Source organism: Streptomyces sp. SDr-06, assembly GCF_003324565.1.
Taxonomy (GTDB): domain Bacteria; phylum Actinomycetota; class Actinomycetes; order Streptomycetales; family Streptomycetaceae; genus Streptomyces.
In genome coordinates this window covers 25,085-42,699 of record NZ_QOLA01000018.1, presented here as the reverse complement: position 1 = coordinate 42,699, position 17,615 = coordinate 25,085, and the positions used below count along the sequence as shown (strand labels likewise).

General features: G+C 72.0%; 10 protein-coding genes. 4 read left to right on the top strand and 6 right to left on the bottom strand.

Annotation, left to right across the window (positions count from 1 at the left end; translation table 11 throughout):
• Positions 1 to 174 precede the first annotated feature (174 nt).
• From dxs to DT019_RS28805, 4 genes are all read left to right on the top strand, one after another.
• Positions 175 to 2,100 carry a 1-deoxy-D-xylulose-5-phosphate synthase gene (gene dxs, locus DT019_RS28820; RefSeq protein ID WP_114039974.1) on the top strand — a complete coding sequence of 642 codons (1,926 nt, stop codon included), beginning with the start codon at positions 175 to 177 and terminating at the stop codon, positions 2,098 to 2,100.
• Between the two features lie 150 nt (positions 2,101 to 2,250).
• The gene (locus DT019_RS28815) at positions 2,251 to 3,747 is read left to right on the top strand and encodes an amino acid permease (RefSeq protein ID WP_114039871.1); all 1,497 of its coding nucleotides are present in this window, start codon (positions 2,251 to 2,253) and stop codon (positions 3,745 to 3,747) included.
• 74 nt (positions 3,748 to 3,821) lie between these two features.
• Positions 3,822 to 5,318, top strand: a complete 1,497-nt coding sequence (locus DT019_RS28810) for an ArnT family glycosyltransferase (RefSeq protein ID WP_114039870.1) — start codon at positions 3,822 to 3,824, stop codon at positions 5,316 to 5,318.
• Positions 5,319 to 5,516: 198 nt separating this feature from the next.
• The gene (locus DT019_RS28805; RefSeq protein WP_223279821.1) at positions 5,517 to 6,668 is read left to right on the top strand and encodes a hypothetical protein; all 1,152 of its coding nucleotides are present in this window, start codon (positions 5,517 to 5,519) and stop codon (positions 6,666 to 6,668) included.
• A gap of 250 nt (positions 6,669 to 6,918) precedes the next feature.
• Here DT019_RS28805 and DT019_RS28800 read toward each other — a convergent pair whose 3' ends face one another.
• The 6 genes from DT019_RS28800 to DT019_RS28775 all read right to left on the bottom strand — a co-directional run bounded on the left by DT019_RS28800 (position 6,919) and on the right by DT019_RS28775 (position 17,556).
• On the bottom strand, positions 6,919 to 9,051 hold the full coding sequence (locus DT019_RS28800; protein ID WP_114039869.1) for a 3-hydroxyacyl-CoA dehydrogenase NAD-binding domain-containing protein: 2,133 nt from the start codon (positions 9,049 to 9,051) through the stop codon (positions 6,919 to 6,921).
• A complete protein-coding gene (locus DT019_RS28795) occupies positions 9,048 to 10,274 on the bottom strand; it encodes a thiolase family protein (RefSeq protein ID WP_114039868.1) in 1,227 nt (408 codons plus the stop codon). The genes DT019_RS28800 and DT019_RS28795 overlap by 4 nt, the downstream gene beginning before the upstream one ends.
• A gap of 582 nt (positions 10,275 to 10,856) precedes the next feature.
• Positions 10,857 to 14,468: a beta-galactosidase gene (locus tag DT019_RS28790; RefSeq protein ID WP_114039867.1), complete on the bottom strand. Its 3,612-nt coding sequence runs from the start codon at positions 14,466 to 14,468 to the stop codon at positions 10,857 to 10,859.
• Positions 14,469 to 14,616: 148 nt separating this feature from the next.
• A complete protein-coding gene (locus DT019_RS28785; protein ID WP_114039866.1) occupies positions 14,617 to 15,900 on the bottom strand; it encodes a ribonuclease D in 1,284 nt (427 codons plus the stop codon).
• 78 nt (positions 15,901 to 15,978) lie between these two features.
• The gene (locus tag DT019_RS28780) at positions 15,979 to 16,641 is read right to left on the bottom strand and encodes a helix-turn-helix transcriptional regulator (RefSeq protein ID WP_114039865.1); all 663 of its coding nucleotides are present in this window, start codon (positions 16,639 to 16,641) and stop codon (positions 15,979 to 15,981) included.
• 261 nt (positions 16,642 to 16,902) lie between these two features.
• Positions 16,903 to 17,556, bottom strand: coding sequence for a DUF3000 domain-containing protein (locus DT019_RS28775; RefSeq protein WP_114039864.1), 654 nt, complete (start codon positions 17,554 to 17,556; stop codon positions 16,903 to 16,905).
• Between the last annotated feature and the right edge of the window lie 59 nt (positions 17,557 to 17,615).

Below are 17,615 nucleotides of genomic sequence, written 5' to 3'. Positions count from 1 at the left end.
GCGCGACAGCCGACGTGCCCGGTGCCCCTGAGGCGCCGGGCACCTCTGTGCGCGGCCGCGCTTGTCAGCCACACGGGTGACGCGGAACGCACCGCCCCGCGACCGCGGGCGCGGGCGGAACATTAGACTCAACGGATCGGCATGCTCGACCAGCACGGATGCAAGGAGGCACGGGTGCCGCTGCTTACCCGTATCAGGGGACCGCGCGATCTTGACCGGCTCAACCCGGAGCAGCTCGACCAGCTGGCGGCAGAGATCCGGGCCTTCCTGGTGGACGCGGTCTCCAAGACCGGCGGACACCTCGGTCCGAACCTCGGTGTGGTGGAACTGACCATCGCACTGCACCGCGTTTTCGAATCCCCGAAGGACAAGGTCCTCTGGGACACCGGACACCAGAGCTACGTCCACAAGCTCCTCACGGGGCGCCAGGACTTCTCCCGCCTGAAGATGAAGGGCGGCCTGTCCGGCTACCCGGCGCGCGGTGAGTCGGAGCACGACTTCATCGAGAACAGCCACGCCTCCACGGTCCTCGGCTGGGCCGACGGCCTCGCCAAGGCGAACGAGGTGCTGAAGAAGGACGACCACGTGGTGGCCGTCATCGGCGACGGCGCGCTGACCGGCGGCATGGCCTGGGAGGCGCTGAACAACATCGCCGCCGCCAAGGACCGCCCGCTCGTGATCGTGGTGAACGACAACGAGCGCTCCTACGCGCCGACCATCGGCGGCCTCGCCAACCACCTGGCCACCCTGCGCACCACCGACGGCTACGAGCGCTTCCTGGCCAAGGGCAAGGACCTCCTGGAACGCACCCCGGTCGTCGGGAAGCCGCTGTACGAGACCCTGCACGGCGCCAAGAAGGGCCTGAAGGACTTCATCGCCCCGCAGGGCATGTTCGAGGACCTCGGCCTGAAGTACGTCGGCCCCATCGACGGCCACGACATCGACGCCCTGGAGTCGGCCCTGCAGCGGGCCAAGCGCTTCGGCGGCCCGGTCATCGTGCACTGCCTCACCGAGAAGGGCCGCGGCTACCAGCCGGCGCTCGCGGACGAGGCCGACCGCTTCCACGCCGTCGGCAAGATCCACCCCGACACCGGCCTCCCGGTCTCGACCTCCGGCCTCGACTGGACCTCGGTGTTCGGCGAGGAGATGGTCCGGCTCGGCAAGGAGCGCGAGGACATCGTCGCCATCACCGCGGCCATGCTCCAGCCGGTCGGCCTCGACAAGTTCGCCAAGGCCTTCCCCGAGCGCGTCTACGACGTGGGCATCGCCGAGCAGCACGCCGCGGTCTCGGCCGCGGGTCTGGCCACCGGCGGTCTGCACCCGGTGTTCGCGGTGTACGCCACGTTCCTCAACCGCGCCTTCGACCAGGTCCTCATGGATGTGGCCCTGCACAAGTGCGGGGTGACCTTCGTGCTCGACCGGGCCGGTGTCACCGGCACCGACGGGGCCTCGCACAACGGCATGTGGGACATGTCGATCCTCCAGGTCGTGCCCGACCTCAGGATCGCGGCCCCGCGCGACGCCGACCAGGTGCGCGCCCAGCTGCGCGAGGCCGTCGAGGTCGACGACGCCCCCACCGTCGTGCGCTTCTCCAAGGGAGCGGTCGGCCCCGCCGTCAAGGCCGTCGGCAAGGTGGGCGGCATGGACGTGCTGCGGCAGCCGTCCTCCGACGCCGTGCGCCCGGACGTGCTCCTGGTCTCCGTCGGCGCACTGGCGCCGATGTGCCTGGAGATCGCCGACCTCCTCGACGCCCAGGGCATCTCGACGACCGTGGTCGACCCGCGCTGGGTCAAGCCGGTCGACGAGGCCATGGCGCCGCTCGCCGAGAAGCACCGCGTCGTCGTCACGGTGGAGGACAACAGCCGTGTGGGCGGCGTCGGTTCGGCCGTCAGCCAGGCGCTGCGCGACGCGGGCGTCGACGTGCCGCTGCGCGACTTCGGCATCCCGCCGCGCTTCCTCGACCACGCCTCGCGCGGCGAGGTCATGGCGGAGATCGGTCTGACCGCGCCGGACATCGCCCGTCAGGTCACGGGCCTGGTCTCCAAGCTGGACGGCCGGTTCGAGGAGAGCCGGGCCGCCGTGGAGCCCGCCCGCGACTGATCATGTGACCGCCGGGTCAACGGGCCGGACCGATCTCCCTGTACGGGTGATCGGTCCGGCCCGTTCGCGTGAATAACGGGCTCGGCCCGGTACCCGTAGCGCCAGTCCTCCCGATCATGGCGAGGACGTTGAGCTAGCGGAGGTGCACGGGTGGCCAGTAGCAGTCTGTTCCGGACCAAATCGATCGAGCAGTCAATTCAGGACACAGAGGAGCCAGAACACGCGCTCAAAAAGTCCCTGTCCACGCTCGACCTCACCGTTTTCGGGGTCGGAGTCATCATCGGCACCGGCATCTTCGTCCTCACCGGCAAGGTCGCCAAGGAGAACGCGGGACCCGCGGTCTCCCTCGCATTCGTGGTGGCGGGCGTCGTCTGCGCGCTGGCCGCGCTCTGCTATGCCGAGTTCGCCTCCACCGTGCCGGTGGCCGGGTCCGCGTACACCTTCTCCTACGCCTCGCTCGGCGAGCTGCCGGCCTGGACCATCGGCTGGGACCTGGTGCTCGAATTCGCCCTGGGCACGGCGGTGGTGGCCGTCGGATGGTCCGGCTACGTCCGCTCCCTGCTCGACAACGCGGGCTGGCACCTGCCCGAGGCGCTCAGCGGCCGCGACGGCGCCCACGGGTTCGGCTTCGACATCCTCGCGGCCGCCCTGGTCCTGGTGCTCACCGCCATCCTCGTCCTCGGCATGAAGCTGTCCGCCCGGGTCACCTCGGTGGTCGTCGCCGTCAAGGTGACCGTCGTGCTCATCGTGATCGTGGCGGGCGCGTTCTTCATCAAGTCCGGCAACTATTCACCGTTCATCCCCACCGCGCAGCCGCAGACCGCGGGCAGCGACCTCAAGGCCCCGCTCATCCAGCTGATGTCCGGCTACGCGCCCACCAACTTCGGCGTGATGGGCATCTTCACCGCGGCCTCGGTCGTCTTCTTCGCCTTCATCGGCTTCGACGTCGTGGCGACCGCCGCCGAGGAGACCAGGAACCCGCAGCGCGACATGCCGCGCGGCATCCTCGGCTCCCTCCTCATCTGCACGATCCTCTACGTGGCCGTCTCCATCGTCGTCACCGGCATGCAGCACTACACCGACCTCTCGGTCGACGCACCGCTCGCCGACGCCTTCAAGGCCACCGGCCACCCCTTCTTCGCGGGTGTCATCAGCTTCGGCGCCGCCGTGGGCCTGACCACGGTGTGCATGATCCTGCTGCTCGGCCAGACCCGGGTGTTCTTCGCGATGAGCCGGGACGGGCTGCTGCCCCGGTTCTTCTCGCACGTCCACCCGCGGTTCCGTACCCCGCACCGGCCGACCATCCTGCTCGGCGTGATCATCGCGATCGTCGCGGGCTTCACGAGCCTCAGCGAACTCGCCGAACTGGTCAACATCGGCACCCTGTTCGCCTTCGTCGTCGTCGCGGTGGGCGTCGTCATCCTGCGCCACACCCGCCCCGACCTGCCCCGCGCCTTCCGCACCCCGCTGGTGCCCTGGGTGCCCGCGGCCGCGGTGGCCGCCTCGCTGTGGCTGATGCTCAACCTGCCCGCCGAGACCTGGATCCGGTTCGGCATCTGGATGGCGATCGGCATCGTCATCTACTTCGGCTACGGCCGCCGGCACAGCCGCGTCGAGGCCCGGCAGCCCGGTCGCAACCCCCAGTAATCGGGGCCCGATTGCAGCGCGGCCCCGAATGTCCCTCCTGAACCGGGCGTACGGGGCCGCATAGGGTGGCCCGCATGCTCGCCGAGCCGCCGCCCTCGCTACGAACCGTGACCAGGCGTGGGCTGCCGGGCCAGCGCCGCCGCCCCTCGGACCCGCCCGCGACCGCCCCGCACCGCTACTGGGGGCGGCTGGTTCCGGTCCTCGCCGTCCTCGTCCTGCTCACCCGCGTCCCCTCGTTCCGGCACCCGCTGTGGAACCCGGACGAGGGCTATCTCGCCGTCCAGGCGCGGCTCCTGGCCGGCGGCGGCACGCTCTACGGCACGGTCGTCGACCGCAAACCGCCGCTGCTGCCCTGGCTGTACGAGGCCGCGTTCGCGCTGTGCGGCGACGGTTCGCTCGGCCCGCTCCGCCTCGCCGCCGTCGCGGCGCAGCTGCTCACCGCCCTCGCGCTCGCCTCCACCGCCCGCCGCCGCTGGGGCGACCGCGCGGGCCGTGCCGCCGGCGTCCTCCATCTGCTCGTCTCGGTGGGGCTCAACCCCGAGGACGCCCAGGCCGCCACCTTCGAGGTGTTCATGCTGCCCTTCACCGCGGCGGCCGTGCGGTGCGCGGACCGGGGCCAGTGGACCCGGGCCGGCCTCGCCGTCGCCGGGGCCTGCCTCACCAAGCAGACCGGCGGCGCGGCCCTGGTCCCCGTCCTGTGGCTGCTCTGGCAGCGGCCCGCACCCCGGCGAAATCCCGTGCTGCGTACGGCAGTCGGTGTCACGCTGCCCGTCCTCGCGGTGGCCCTGCTCACCGGTCCCTCCCGCTTCCTGTTCTGGACGGTCACCGGCTCCGCGGCGTACGCCTCCTTCACCGGCTCCGAACTCCACGTCCTGCTCCGCGGGTTGGCCAACACCGCCCTCTGGGCCGCGGGCTGCGCCGGACTGCTGCCGCCGGTCGTGCGGGTGCTGCGCATCGCGCGGACCGGCGCCGCCGACCTGTGGCTCTGGCTGATCGCGTCGGCGGGCGCCGTCCTGCTCGGCTGCCACTTCTTCGGCCACTACTACCTCCAGCTCACCCCGCCCCTGGTCCTGCTCGCCACCGGCGCGCTCCAGATCCTGCCCACCCACCGGCTCACCAGCGCGCTGCTCACCTCCGCCTGCGCCTGCGCCCTCTTCGTGCTGTGGGGCCTCCTCGCCCCGCGCCCGGACCTCGCCCACACCGAGCGCCTCGCCGCCGCGGTCCAGGCCCGCACCGGGCCCGCCGACCGGGTCCTGGTGTGGGGGATACACCCCGAGACGTACTGGCTGGCCCGCCGTGCCCCGGCCAGCCGCTACCTGACGGCGGGGCTGCTCACCAACTACAGCGGCGGCCGGGACGGACCCCAGGTGGGGGAGAAGTACGGGATCGACGGCACCTGGCCGGTGTTCCGCGCCGAGCTCACCGACCGCCCCCCGGCGCTGATCGTGGACGACTCCCGGGGCCTGCCCTACGCCGCGGACCGGCTCCCCAGCCTGCGCCGCTTCCTCGCCTCCCGGTACGAGAGGACCGCCGTGGTGGACGGCGCCGTCTTTTACGCACGCACCGACTGACCCTCACCCGACCGGCCCAACGGCCCGACCGGAACCCCGCCCGCCCCGCTTGCGCCGAGTGCCGAAAAGCCGCACGTCGGGACGGAAATACCAGGGGAAATCAGGGGTACTGACCAGTGTTATGGTCGGCAGAAAGTCGCTGGTTTGCTGGACCCGGACGCGCCGCGCGGATCCGGTGGGGAAAGGTGGTCGTGGACCATGGCACTGAGGTCTCGACAGGCATCGAACGGGCAGCCCGCCAGGACCGGCGGCATCGTCACCGCCCCGACCCCCGCCACCCCGGTCGTGGCGACCGAGGACGGGCGCCCCACGGTCACCGGCTGGCTCCGGCTCGGCAAGGACGGCCGGCTCTCCGCGTACGCGCCCGCCCCCGGCGGCGTGGCACGCTGGACCGAGTCGCGGCCGGGCGGCGCCTGGAGCGGCCCCGAGCTGGTCGCGCCGGGCCAGGGCCTCCAGTCGCACCTCTCCATCGCCCAGGGCGCCGACGGCTATGTGCACCTGACGGCGCTGCGGCACACCCCCATGGAGGACGGCGGCACCTGGGTCGAGCTGGTCCACGCCATCCAGTACCAGACGGGCCGCCCGGTCAAGAACTGGGCCGTCGTCGGCTCCCCGTACCCGAGGCGCGACTGGGAGAAGGGCCTCAAGATGGGCCACCCCTCGGTGGGCGTGGACTCGGCGGGCAACGCCCAGATCGTGGTGCGCAACGCCTTCGGCGGGGTCTCCGCACGCGGCCAGGAGCCCTCCGGCAAGTGGGCGGGCTGGGCCGACCTCAACGGAAACGGGGCCGACCGCTCGATATCGGTGGTGGCGGGCGAGGCCGGCCGGATGGTCATCCACGCCCCGTCCAACACCGGTGTCATGCGCTTCGAACGGGCCGCAGCCGACGCCAAGTTCGAGGAGATCGAGAAGCTGGCGGCCGACCCGGAGACGGGCACCATCGACGGTCTGGTGACCGGCGAGGGCGGCCGCATCACCTTCTTCCTGCGCGACGCCAAGTCCGGCGAGCTGCGCGCCTGGCGCGGCGACGGCCCCGCCACACCGCTCGGCGGCCGGGGTTCGGGCCCGGTCGCGCTGCTGCGCAAGGAGATCGACGGCGTCGACTGCACCGTCCTCGCCCAGCGCGACCGCGACGGCCGTCCCTCGATAGCGGCCTACCCCAGCGAGCAGGAGGGCGCCGGGGTCACCTGGACCCCGACCGGCGAGGTCTGCGCGGGCGCCCCGGCGCTGGCGCTGGACGCCGACGGAAGGATCGTGCTCGGCGTGTTCACCCCCGAGGGCGGTCTCCGGATCACCCGCCAGCGCACGGACGAGCCGGGCCTCGCCCTGGAGGCCTGGCAGCAGGTCTGACGCACCGCACGACGGAGAAGGCCCGGGACCGCGGCGCGGCCCGGGCCTCCGTATGCCCCGTCCCGGTCCCTTCCGCCCGCGGATCGTGCGTGGCCGCGCGCGGGGGCTTCCCGCGCCCTGAGGCGCGTCGTTCCGCCCGCGCGGGGCGCGGACATCCCTGACCTACCGTCAACAGGCTTGTCCGGCGCGGAAGTCGGGCGCACGGCGAAGGCCCCGCACCGAAGTGCGGGGCCTCTGCTTCGGGACGGTGCTACGCGGGAACGCTCGCGACGCCCTGCGCCAGGAACTTCTTCCCGTTCACGCGCTCCGAGACGCCCTCGCGGTCCAGGTACGGCGTGATGCCGCCCAGGTGGAAGGGCCAGCCGGCGCCCGTGATCAGGCAGAGGTCGATGTCCTGGGCCTCGGCGACGACGCCCTCGTCCAGCATCAGACCGATCTCCTGCGCCACCGCGTCCAGGACGCGGTCACGGGTCTGCTCCTCGGTCAGGACGACATCGCCCTGCTTGAGGAGGGCCGCGACCTCCGGGTCCAGCTCCGGCTTCCCGGAGTCGTACACGTAGAAGCCGCGCTTGCCCGCCTTGACGACCGCGGCCAGGTTCTCCGAGACCGTGAAGCGGTCCGGGAAGGCGCGGTTGAGGGTCTCGGACACGTGCAGGCCGATGGCCGGGCCGACCAGTTCGAGCAGGACCAGCGGCGACATCGGCAGACCGAGCGGCTCGACGGCCTTCTCGGCGACGGCGACCGGGGTGCCCTCGTCGATGACGTTCTGGATCTCGCCCATGAAGCGGGTCAGGATGCGGTTGACGACGAACGCCGGGGCGTCCTTCACCAGGACCGCGGTCTTCTTCAGCTTGCGCGCCACGCCGAACGCCGTGGCCAGCGAGACGTCGTCGGTCTGCTCGCCGCGGACGATCTCCAGGAGCGGCAGGATCGCGACCGGGTTGAAGAAGTGGAAGCCGACGACCCGCTCGGGGTGCTTCAGCTTGGACGCCATCTCGGTGACCGACAGCGAGGAGGTGTTGGTGGCGAGGATCGCGTGCGCCGGAGCGACCGCCTCGACCTCCGCGAACACCTGCTGCTTGACGCCGATCTCCTCGAAGACGGCCTCGATGATGAAGTCGGCGTCCGAGAAGCCCTCGGCCTTGTCGAGGACACCGGAGACCAGGCCCTTGAGACGGTTGGCCTTGTCCTGGTTGATCCGGGACTTCGAGAGCAGCTTGTCGATCTCGGCGTGGACGTAGCCCACACCCTTGTCGACGCGCTCCTGGTCGATGTCGGTCAGGACGACCGGCACCTCGAGGCGGCGCAGGAACAGCAGGGCCAGCTGCGAGGCCATCAGGCCCGCGCCGACGACGCCGACCTTGGTGACCGGGCGCGCGAGGTTCTTGTCCGGGGCGCCGGCGGGCCGCTTGGCGCGCTTCTGCACCAGGTTGAACGCGTAGATGCCGGACCGCAGTTCGCCACCCATGATCAGGTCGGCGAGCGCGCTGTCCTCGGCGTCGAAACCGGCCTGGAGGTCGCCGTCCTTCGACGCCGCGATGATGTCGAGGGCGCGGTAGGCGGCCGGGGCGGCCCCGTGCACCTTCGAGTCGGCGATGAAGCGGCCCTTGGCGACGGCCTGGTCCCAGGCCTCGCCGCGGTCGACCTCGGGGCGCTCGACGGTGACGTCGCCCTTGAGGACCTGAGCGGTCCACACGAGCGACCGCTCCAGGAAGTCGGCACCCTCGAAGAGGGCGTCGGCGATGCCGAGTTCGAAGACCTGCTTGCCCTTGAGCTGGCGGTTCTGGTTCAGCGAGTTCTCGATGATGACCGAGACGGCCTTCTCGGCGCCGATCAGGTTGGGGAGCAGCGTGCAGCCGCCCCAGCCCGGGACCAGGCCGAGGAAGACCTCGGGCAGCGAGAACGCGGGCAGCGCCTTGGAGACGGTGCGGTAGGTGCAGTGCAGACCGACCTCGACACCGCCGCCCATGGCCGCGCCGTTGTAGTACGCGAAGGTCGGAACGGCGAGACCCGAAAGCCGCTTGAAGACCTCGTGGCCGCTCTTGCCGATGGCCAGGGCGTCCTCGTGGCGCTTCAGGATCTCGACGCCCTTGAGGTCGGCGCCGACCGCGAAGATGAACGGCTTGCCGGTGACGCCGACGCCGACGATGCTGCCCTCGGCGGCCTCCTTCTCGACCTGGTCGATGGCGGCGTTGAGGTTCGCCAGCGAGCCGGGGCCGAAGGTGGTCGGCTTGGTGTGGTCGAAGCCGTTGTCGAGCGTGATGAGCGCGAAGCGCCCGGCGCCGTAGGGAAGTTCCAGGTGGCGGACGTTCGCGGACGTCACGACCTCGTCCGGGAACAGCTCGGCCGCGCCCTTGAGAAGCTCAGCGGTGGTGGTGCTCACTTGCTGCCTCCGGCGTCCTTGTGGTGCGGGTTCTCCCAGATGACCGTGGCGCCCATGCCGAAGCCGACGCACATGGTGGTGAGGCCGTAGCGGACCTCCGGCTGCTCCTCGAACTGCCGCGCCAGCTGCGTCATCAGACGTACGCCGGAGGAGGCGAGCGGGTGGCCGTAGGCGATGGCGCCGCCGTACTGGTTGACGCGCGCGTCGTCGTCGGCGATGCCGTAGTGGTCCAGGAAGGCGAGGACCTGGACGGCGAACGCCTCGTTGATCTCGAAGAGGTCGATGTCACCGATGGTCAGGCCCGCCTTGGCGAGCGCCTTCTCGGTGGCCGGGATCGGGCCGTAGCCCATGACCTCCGGCTCGACGCCGGCGAAGGCGTACGAGACGAGGCGCATCTTGACCGGGAGGCCGTTCTCGCGCGCGAACTCCTCGGACGCGATGATCGACGCGGTGGCGCCGTCGTTGAGGCCGGCCGCGTTGCCCGCGGTGACGTTGCCGTGGACGCGGAACGGCGTCTTCAGGTTCGCCAGGCTCTCCAGGGTGGTGCCCGGGCGCATCGGCTCGTCGGCGGTGACCAGACCCCAACCGGTCTCGCCCACCTCGGCGTTGGTGTTGCGCACCGAGATCGGGACCAGGTCCTGCTGGATCTTGCCGTCGGCGTAGGCCTTGGCGGCCTTCTCCTGCGAGCGCACCGCGTACTCGTCGGCACGCAGCTTGGTGATCTGGGGGTAGCGGTCGTGCAGGTTCTCGGCGGTCATGCCCATGAAGAGGGCGGACTCGTCGACCAGCTTCTCGCTGACGAACCGCGGGTTCGGGTCGACGCCCTCGCCCATCGGGTGGCGGCCCATGTGCTCGACGCCACCGGCGATGACGGCGTCGTACGCGCCGAACGCGATCGAGCCGGCGACCGAGGTCACGGCGGTCAGGGCGCCCGCGCACATGCGGTCGATGGAGTAGCCGGGCACGGACTGCGGGAGGCCCGCGAGGATGCCGGCCGTGCGGCCCAGGGTCAGACCCTGGTCACCGATCTGCGTGGTGGCCGCGATGGCGACCTCGTCGATCTTCGCGGGGTCCAGGGCCGGGTTGCGGCGCAGCAGCTCGCGGATCGCCTTGACGACCAGATCGTCGGCCCGGGTCTCGTGGTAGATGCCCTTCGGGCCCGCCTTGCCGAACGGGGTGCGGACGCCGTCGACGAAGACGACGTCCCTGACGGTACGAGGCACGATGGCTCTCCTCCAGGGTGCGGGGTGGCACTGCACTGCTGCGCACGCGACTGAGCGCGCGCTCACCCGGCCCATGCTACTTACGAGTAACCAAACTGCCCAGTCCCGGGGCCGGGAGCGGCGAAGGTCACACCGGGATTCTGCCCCCACCCCGCCCCTTCCCGAGACCCTCCGGGGGTTGTGGGGCTGACCAGAACCCCTGGGGCTCCGCCCCAGACCCCGTTCGCGCCTGAAGGGCGCTCGTCCTCAATCGCCGGACAGGCTGGAAAGCACCCCGCAAGGCCCGCGGCCGACCGCATCCCCTTGGGTGTGCTGGGCAGCATGCCGCTGAGGGGCGCGGGGAACTGCGCGATCGGCCACGCACGGTCCGCGCCCGACCGACAGGCCCTCCCACCCCACCCCCGGAAGGTCTCGGGAGGAACCGTGCGACCTGCCGCCTGTCCCCGAGGGGCTGGGCGGCATGCCGCTGAGGGGCGCGGGGAACTGCGCGATCGGCCACGCACGGTCCGCACCCGACCGACAGGCCGCCCTACCCCCCGGGGGGGGTCTCGGGAAGGGGCTGGGCGGCGACCCAGGGTGGGGTTACGCGCAGGTCACCTGGGCGGACGCCCAGTCCGCGTGGTCCAGGCCGTTGCCGTCCCCGCCGTCCCCGACGACCAGGTCGACCACCTGAGCCCCGGACACGTCCGCGGCCACCGGCATCGCCGCGCCCCGCCCCCGAAGCACCGGCGTCGACGCCACGGGACGCCCGTCCGCCAGCACCGAGAAGGTCACCGACCCGCCGCCACCCGTCTCGTCGTCCACTCCGACCGACGCCGTGAAGCGGGAGCACGCCCCGCCGAGGAACACCGTCACGTCGCCGTTGGCGTGGACCCCGAGCCCCTTCGCGTAGGAGACCCCCGCGATGGACATCGGGCGCCCGTCGCCCGCCGCGTCCTCCCCGTTGGAGGTGTTGCGCTCCACCGGCCCCCACCCGTTCGTCGCGGTGAAGTCGAGATCGGCGAGGTCGTGCGGACCGGCCCCCGGGGCCGGAGGCGGCGAGGCCACGCCCACCGCGGCGGACGCGGCGCCGCCGCGGTACCGGGCCGTCGCCGAGAGCACCGCCGACCAGGGCCGCGCCCCGCTCGCCGCCGTCACCTTCCAGGTGCGCGTCACCGTGCGCCCGCCCGGCACGTCGCCGAGCCGCTGGGTGAGCGGTGCCGAGGCCGTCCAGCCGTCGGGCAGCCGCAGGGTGAGCGAGGCGTCCCGGGCGGGGGCCCGGCGCGGCGTGAGGGACGCCGTCACCTCACCCGTGGCGCCCCGCGCAAGTGTGTCCGGCGCCGCGACGCGTACGTCCGCACCGGCCCGCGGGTCGCGGTTCGCCGTCGCCGACCAGCCCGGCGAGGCGATGTCCCCGTACCGCAGCGGCGTCGTGAAATTGCCGGACGCGTCGAGGGTGACCTTCCCGAGTCCGTCCCCCGCCGCGTCCTGGCCGATCACGGCGATGGCGACCGTGTTGTGGCCGTGGGTGCGCAGCATGCCGGGCTGGACGGGGAACGACGTCTGCGGGCCGAGGTCGTTCACGTACAGGCCGGTCATCCAGCCGTTGACGTACAGCAGCGCCCGGTAGTGCTTCGCCTTGTCGTCAAGGATCGTGAGGCTCAGCGGTACGTCCTGGCCCTGCGGCAGGTCGAGGTCGAAGCCGGTGCGGTACCAGGAGACCCCGGCGGCGCCCGGCCGCGGGTCCGGCAGGGCGGTGGTGGCCCAGCCGCCGTCGGGATAGCCGGGCAGGTGCATGCCCTGGCGTTCGCCGTACAGGCCGCCGGTGTTGAGCGGCCCGCGCACCGGGTCGACGAGGTCCTCGCCGCCGAGCGCGCCCTGGATCCGCCACCCGATCTGCTTGGCCGAGCCCACCAGCCGCACCGAGGTCAGACCGCGGGGCTGCTTGTGGCTGTCGTCGGCCGACCAGTCCTGTTCGTGCGCCATGTCGGCCGCGAGCACCGCGAGGACGTTGTCCCCGCCCGCCTTCAGGACCCCGCCGGGCACCGCGAACAGGTGCGTGGCGTCGGCGGAGCTGCCCAGATAGGTGCCGTTCAGCCAGGCCAGGTACGAACCGCCCCTGCCCGTACTGGCGTTGACCTGGACGCCGGATTCGGTGCCGGCAGCCGTGAAGTGGCCCCGGTACCAGATGGACCCGGCGTGGAAGCCGTAGTCGTCCGCCGAGAGCGCCGGCTGGTCGGCGGCCCGCCACGCCGCGTCGTCGAACCCGGGCGCCGCCTCCGGGGTCTCCCGCTGGACCTTCCAGCTTCCCAGCGCGGGAAGGGACACCGGCTTCGGGCCGTCCAGCGCGCTGCCCGTGGTGTCGAGCGCGCCGGGTGCGCCGCGTCCGTTCCAGCTGACGGAGGTCGCGGGCGTGCCCGTCAGGACGTGCAGCGAGGCCGCCTTGTCGGTGTCGCCGGTGAGCTTCAGTACGCCCTTGTCGTACGAGGCGGTCCTCAGCAGTTCCGGACCGCTCGCCAGGACGGGCCCCTGCGGGGTGTCGAGGCGCCAGTAGGTGTCGGCCGTCGCGTCGTCGGCGAGCAGGAGCAGCAGGGGAGTCGAGCCGTCGGCCGGGGTGATGAGGACCTGGGTCAGACCGGCGTGGGTGTAGTTGAGGCGGAGGTCGCCGGTCGCCGCGTCCCAGGTCTGTCTGGCCTGGCCGGCCAGCACCTTCACGTCCGGCCGCGCCGCGTACCGCAGCACGCTCTCGCCGTCCTGCCCGTGCCGCCCGTACAGCAGCGCGACGTCCCGCGTGCCGAACGTGCCGTGCGTCATGAGCTCGGACGTGGAGTACCTCAGCCGCTGGTGGTCCATCGCGTAGTCGGAGATCAGGAGCTTCGAGTCGCGGCCGTCGACGGTGAGCGCCGTGCCGGGTTCCTGCGGCACCGACGCGTACCCGCCGAGCGCGAGATGCGTGGTGTCCTTCGCCTTGTTGTTGACGTCCCGGTGCCGCACGACGGTGATCGTGGTGCCGTCGTCGGGGTTGCGCCGGTCGCGGCGCAGCACGGCCGCGTTGTCGGGCGCGCTCGCGGTCGCGCTCTCCGTCCGTGTCAGCGGCGCCACCGACTGCACCAGGTACCCGAGCCGCTTGTCCACGAGGTACTTCTCGCTGAGCCGGCGGTCCTCGCGGATCGGTGCGCCGTAGTCGTAGGAGCTGTAGACCGCGCCGGGCGAGGGCAGCCAGCCCCAGGAGGTGCCGCCGTAGGCCATGTAGAAGTTCTGCAGGGTGGCGCCCGAGGCGATGTTGTTCTCGTACGCGGCCTTCTCGAAGTCGCCGCCCGTGAGCCGGCGGCACTTGTCGAAGCCGGGGCCGCCCCAGGGGTCGAAGGAGCCGCCCTGGAATTCGGCCAGAAACAGCGGTTGGTCCTTCTTCTTCGCGCCGGACAGATCGGGCAGGGCGTGCCAGGTGTCGGGGCTGGAGCAGTTGAAGCCCTGGGGGTAGGAGTCGTGCCCGTCGATGTCGAGTTCCTTGGCGAACACGCCGTTGTGGTTGCCCGTCAGCGGCACCGTGATGCCGTCGGCGTGCGCCTTGTCGACCAGGTGCCGGATGTAGGCGTGGCCGTCCGCGGTGTCCTGGTAGTACTCGTTCTCGACCTGGTAGGCGATCACCGTGCCGGTGCCGTTGGTCAGCTGGTGGCGGGCGAGGATCGGGTCGATCTTCGACAGCCATGCGTCGGCGGCCGCCAGGTAGTCGGGGGCGGTGGTGCGGGCCTTGCCCTTCTGGGTGACCAGCCAGCCGGGGAAGCCGCCGCCGTCGGTCTCGGCGTTGATGTACGGGCCGGGGCGGGCGATGACGTAGATCCCCACCTCCCGTGCGATGTCGAGCAGCTTGTCGACGTCCCGGACGCCCGTGAAGTCGTACACGCCGGGCTTGGGGGAGTGGAAGTCCCAGTCGAAGTAGATGGAGGCGGCGTTGAACCCGCCCGCCTTCATCTTCTGCAGGACGTCCCGCCACGCGTCGGGGCTGGGCAGGCGCCAGTAGTGGAACTCCCCCGACCAGATGGAGAGCGGCTTGCCGTCGATGGTGAGGGCGTGGTCGTCGTGGCCGACGGTGTGGGCGGCGGCGGGTGCCTGGGGGCGGGCCTGGGCGGCGGGCGAGACGGCGGCCGGGCCCGAGGCGCCCAGAGCGAGCACGGTGGCGATCGCGAGAGCCGCCGCACGTAATGGCGTGCGCATGTCATTCCTTCCGTGGTGCGGTGCACTGAAAGAATCTGATGCGGCGCACAGCCTAAAGCTGTTCGAGGCTGTTGGATACGGTCCGGTCTTGGGGAATTCTGGGCCCGCGGCGGCAGGAAAGCACCGCGGGCCCGGCCCGTTCAGACGGTCAGGACTTGGCGGGGGCGTCCCTGAGCGCCGCCGAGAGCAGGGGAGTGACCTGCTCGATCTGCCAGCGCCTGGCCCCGTACGAGGCGAGGGCCTCGGCGACGGCGGCCTCGGAGCGGTCGCCCGGCGGCTCCCAGCAGACCCGGCGCACGGTGTCCGGGGTGATCAGGTTCTCCTGCGGCATGTTCAGCCGCTCGGCGAGCTCCGAGACCGCCGCGCGGGCCGCCGACAGCCGGGCCGCGGCGGCCGGGTCCTTGTCCGCCCAGGAGCGCGGCGGCGGCGGTCCTTGCAACGGCTGGCCGGGCTGCGGCAGTTCCCCCTCCGACAGGGCCTTGGCCCGGTCGACGGCCGCCTGCCACTGCTCCAGCTGGCGCCGCCCCATCCGGTGCCCGAAGCCGGGCAGCGCGGTCAGCGCGTTCACATGGGCGGGCAGCGCGAGCGAGGCCTCGATGATCGCGGAGTCGCTCAGCACCTTGCCCGGCGAGACGTCACGCCGCTGGGCCACCTTGTCGCGGGCGGTCCACAGCTCGCGCACGGCGGCCATCTGACGGCGCCTGCGCACCTTGTGCATGCCGGAGGTGCGGCGCCAGGGGTCCTTGCGCGGCGGCGCGGGCGGCGCGGAGGCGATGGCGTCGAACTCCTCGCGGGCCCACTCCAGCTTGCCCTGCCGGTCGAGTTCCTTCTCCAGCGCGTCCCGCAGGTCGACCAGGAGTTCCACGTCGAGCGCCGCGTACCGCAGCCAGGGCTCGGGAAGGGGCCGGGTCGACCAGTCGACCGCCGAGTGGCCCTTCTCCAGGGCGTACCCGAGCACGCTCTCCACCATCGCGCCGAGGCCCACGCGCGGGAAGCCCGCGAGCCGCCCGGCCAGTTCGGTGTCGAAGATCCGGGTGGGGACCATGCCTATTTCGCGCAGGCACGGCAGGTCCTGGGTGGCGGCGTGCAGAATCCACTCGGTGTCCGAAAGTGCCTCCCCGAGGGCGGACAGATCCGGACAGCCGACGGGATCGATGAGCGCGGAGCCCGCGCCCTCCCGGCGGATCTGCACGAGATAGGCGCGCTGCCCGTAGCGGTAGCCGGACGCGCGCTCGGCGTCCACGGCGACGGGGCCGGTGCCGGCCGCGAAGGCGGCGACCACTTCGGCCAGCGCGTCATCGGTGGCTACGACAGGCGGAATGCCCTCTCGGGGCTCCAGCAAGGGAATCGGCGCCTTGTCGACGTCGTCCGGGGGAGCGCCCCCGGTGGTTCGCAGTGCTGTCTCTGCTGCGGTCTTATGGGCGTCGGTCACCTGTCAAGGGTATCCGTGTATGCACGGCGCCCGTCGACGGAACGTTCCGTCGACGGGCGCGCGAGGGTCGTAATCCAGTCAGTGGATGATTCCGGTACGCAGCGCGACGGCCACCATCCCGGCGCGGTCACCCGTGCCGAGCTTGCGTGCGATCCGGGCGAGATGGGACTTCACGGTCAGGGCGGACAGGCCCATGGAGACGCCGATCGCCTTGTTGGACTGGCCTTCCGCGACCAGCCGGAGCACCTCGACCTCGCGGCCGGAGAGCTCGCGGTAGCCGCCCGGGTGGCTCGGGGCACCCGGGGGGCGGCGGTGCATACGGGCGGCCGCGGCGCCGATGGGGGCGGCGCCGGGACGGCCGGGGTGGCCGATGTTGGTGCGGGTACCGGTGACGACGTAGCCCTTCACACCGCCCGCGAGGGCGTTGCGCACGGCGCCGATGTCGTCGGCCGCGGACAGGGCCAGGCCGTTGGGCCAGCCCGCGGCTCGGGTCTCGGACAGCAGGGTCAGCCCGGAACCGTCGGGCAGGTGGACGTCGGCAACGCAGATGTCGCGCGGGTTGCCGACGCGGGGACGGGCCTCCGCGATGGACGACGCCTCGATGACGTCACGTACTCCGAGCGCCCACAGGTGCCGGGTGACGGTGGAGCGGACTCGGGGGTCGGCAACGACGACCATGGCCGTCGGCTTGTTCGGGCGGTAGGCGACCAGGCTTGCGGGCTGCTCAAGAAGAACGGACACCAGGCCTCCTGGAAAGGTGCGGGACGTAGCCGGCTCGGGGATGAAGCCGGGGCGAACCGTGCAGTTAGGGTCACAAACCTCTTCGGCACCAAACCCCTCCGCCTTTAGAGAATGATCACGATTTGGTGAGAAACATTTAGGGCAATTCGGACGAGTGCTCGATCGTCGAGTGGCCGCCGGGGCGCGCGGGCCCGTGCGGGGGCCCGCGCCAACGCCGCGCGCCCCGCCGTCGGCAGGGCGCGTGGGGCGCGAAAGGCGAGGTCAGCGAGGGTCGCGACGCTGCGGCAGGGTCACCACGCCGCTACCCGCCTCGGTGGGACCCGACACCGGCGGCAGGCCCGCGATCTGGCACAGCAGATCGCACCAGGCGGAGAGGTGGCCCGCCGTGTCCGGCACCCCGCCCAGGCCCTCGCGGGGTGTCCAGGACGCCCGGATCTCGATCTGGGTGGCGGGCAGCCGCTCCGCGAGCCCCCCGAAATAGTGCGAACCGGCCCGGGTGACCGTGCCGCTGGCCTCACCGTAGGACAGGCCCCGCGCCTCCAGGGCGCCGGTCAGCCACGACCAGCAGACCTCGGGCAGCAGCGGGTCGGCCGCCATCTCCGGCTCCAGTTCGGCCCGTACGAGCGTGACCAGGCGGAAGGTGCCCTGCCAGGCGTCGTGGCCGGCCGGGTCGTGCAGCAGGACGAGCCGGCCGTCGGCCAGGTCCTCCTCGCCCTCGACGACCGCCGCCTCCACGGCGTAGGCGTGGGGCGCGAGACGCTGGGGCGGACGCGTTTCGTCCACTTCGATCTCGGGGCGCAGTCGCGCCGTCCGCAGTGCGTCGACGGCCCGACGGAAGGGGAGCGGAACGGTGGTCCCGTCCGCGGCTTCCCTGCCGTCAGCGCCATCCGAAGTTCGTCCCTGAGCGGCAGCCATGCGGGGAAGACTAGGGCCTGTCCGGCGGATCTCGTCTGGGACGCGCGGGCCCGGCACGC

Coding starts and splice junctions, on each gene's coding strand:
- DT019_RS28810 (WP_114039870.1), top strand. CDS start 3,822: ATGCTCGCCGAGCCGCCGCCCTCGCTACGAACCGTGACCAGGCGTGGG.
- DT019_RS28805 (WP_223279821.1), top strand. CDS start 5,517: ATGGCACTGAGGTCTCGACAGGCATCGAACGGGCAGCCCGCCAGGACC.
- DT019_RS28790 (WP_114039867.1), bottom strand. CDS start 14,468: ATGCGCACGCCATTACGTGCGGCGGCTCTCGCGATCGCCACCGTGCTC.
- DT019_RS28775 (WP_114039864.1), bottom strand. CDS start 17,556: ATGGCTGCCGCTCAGGGACGAACTTCGGATGGCGCTGACGGCAGGGAA.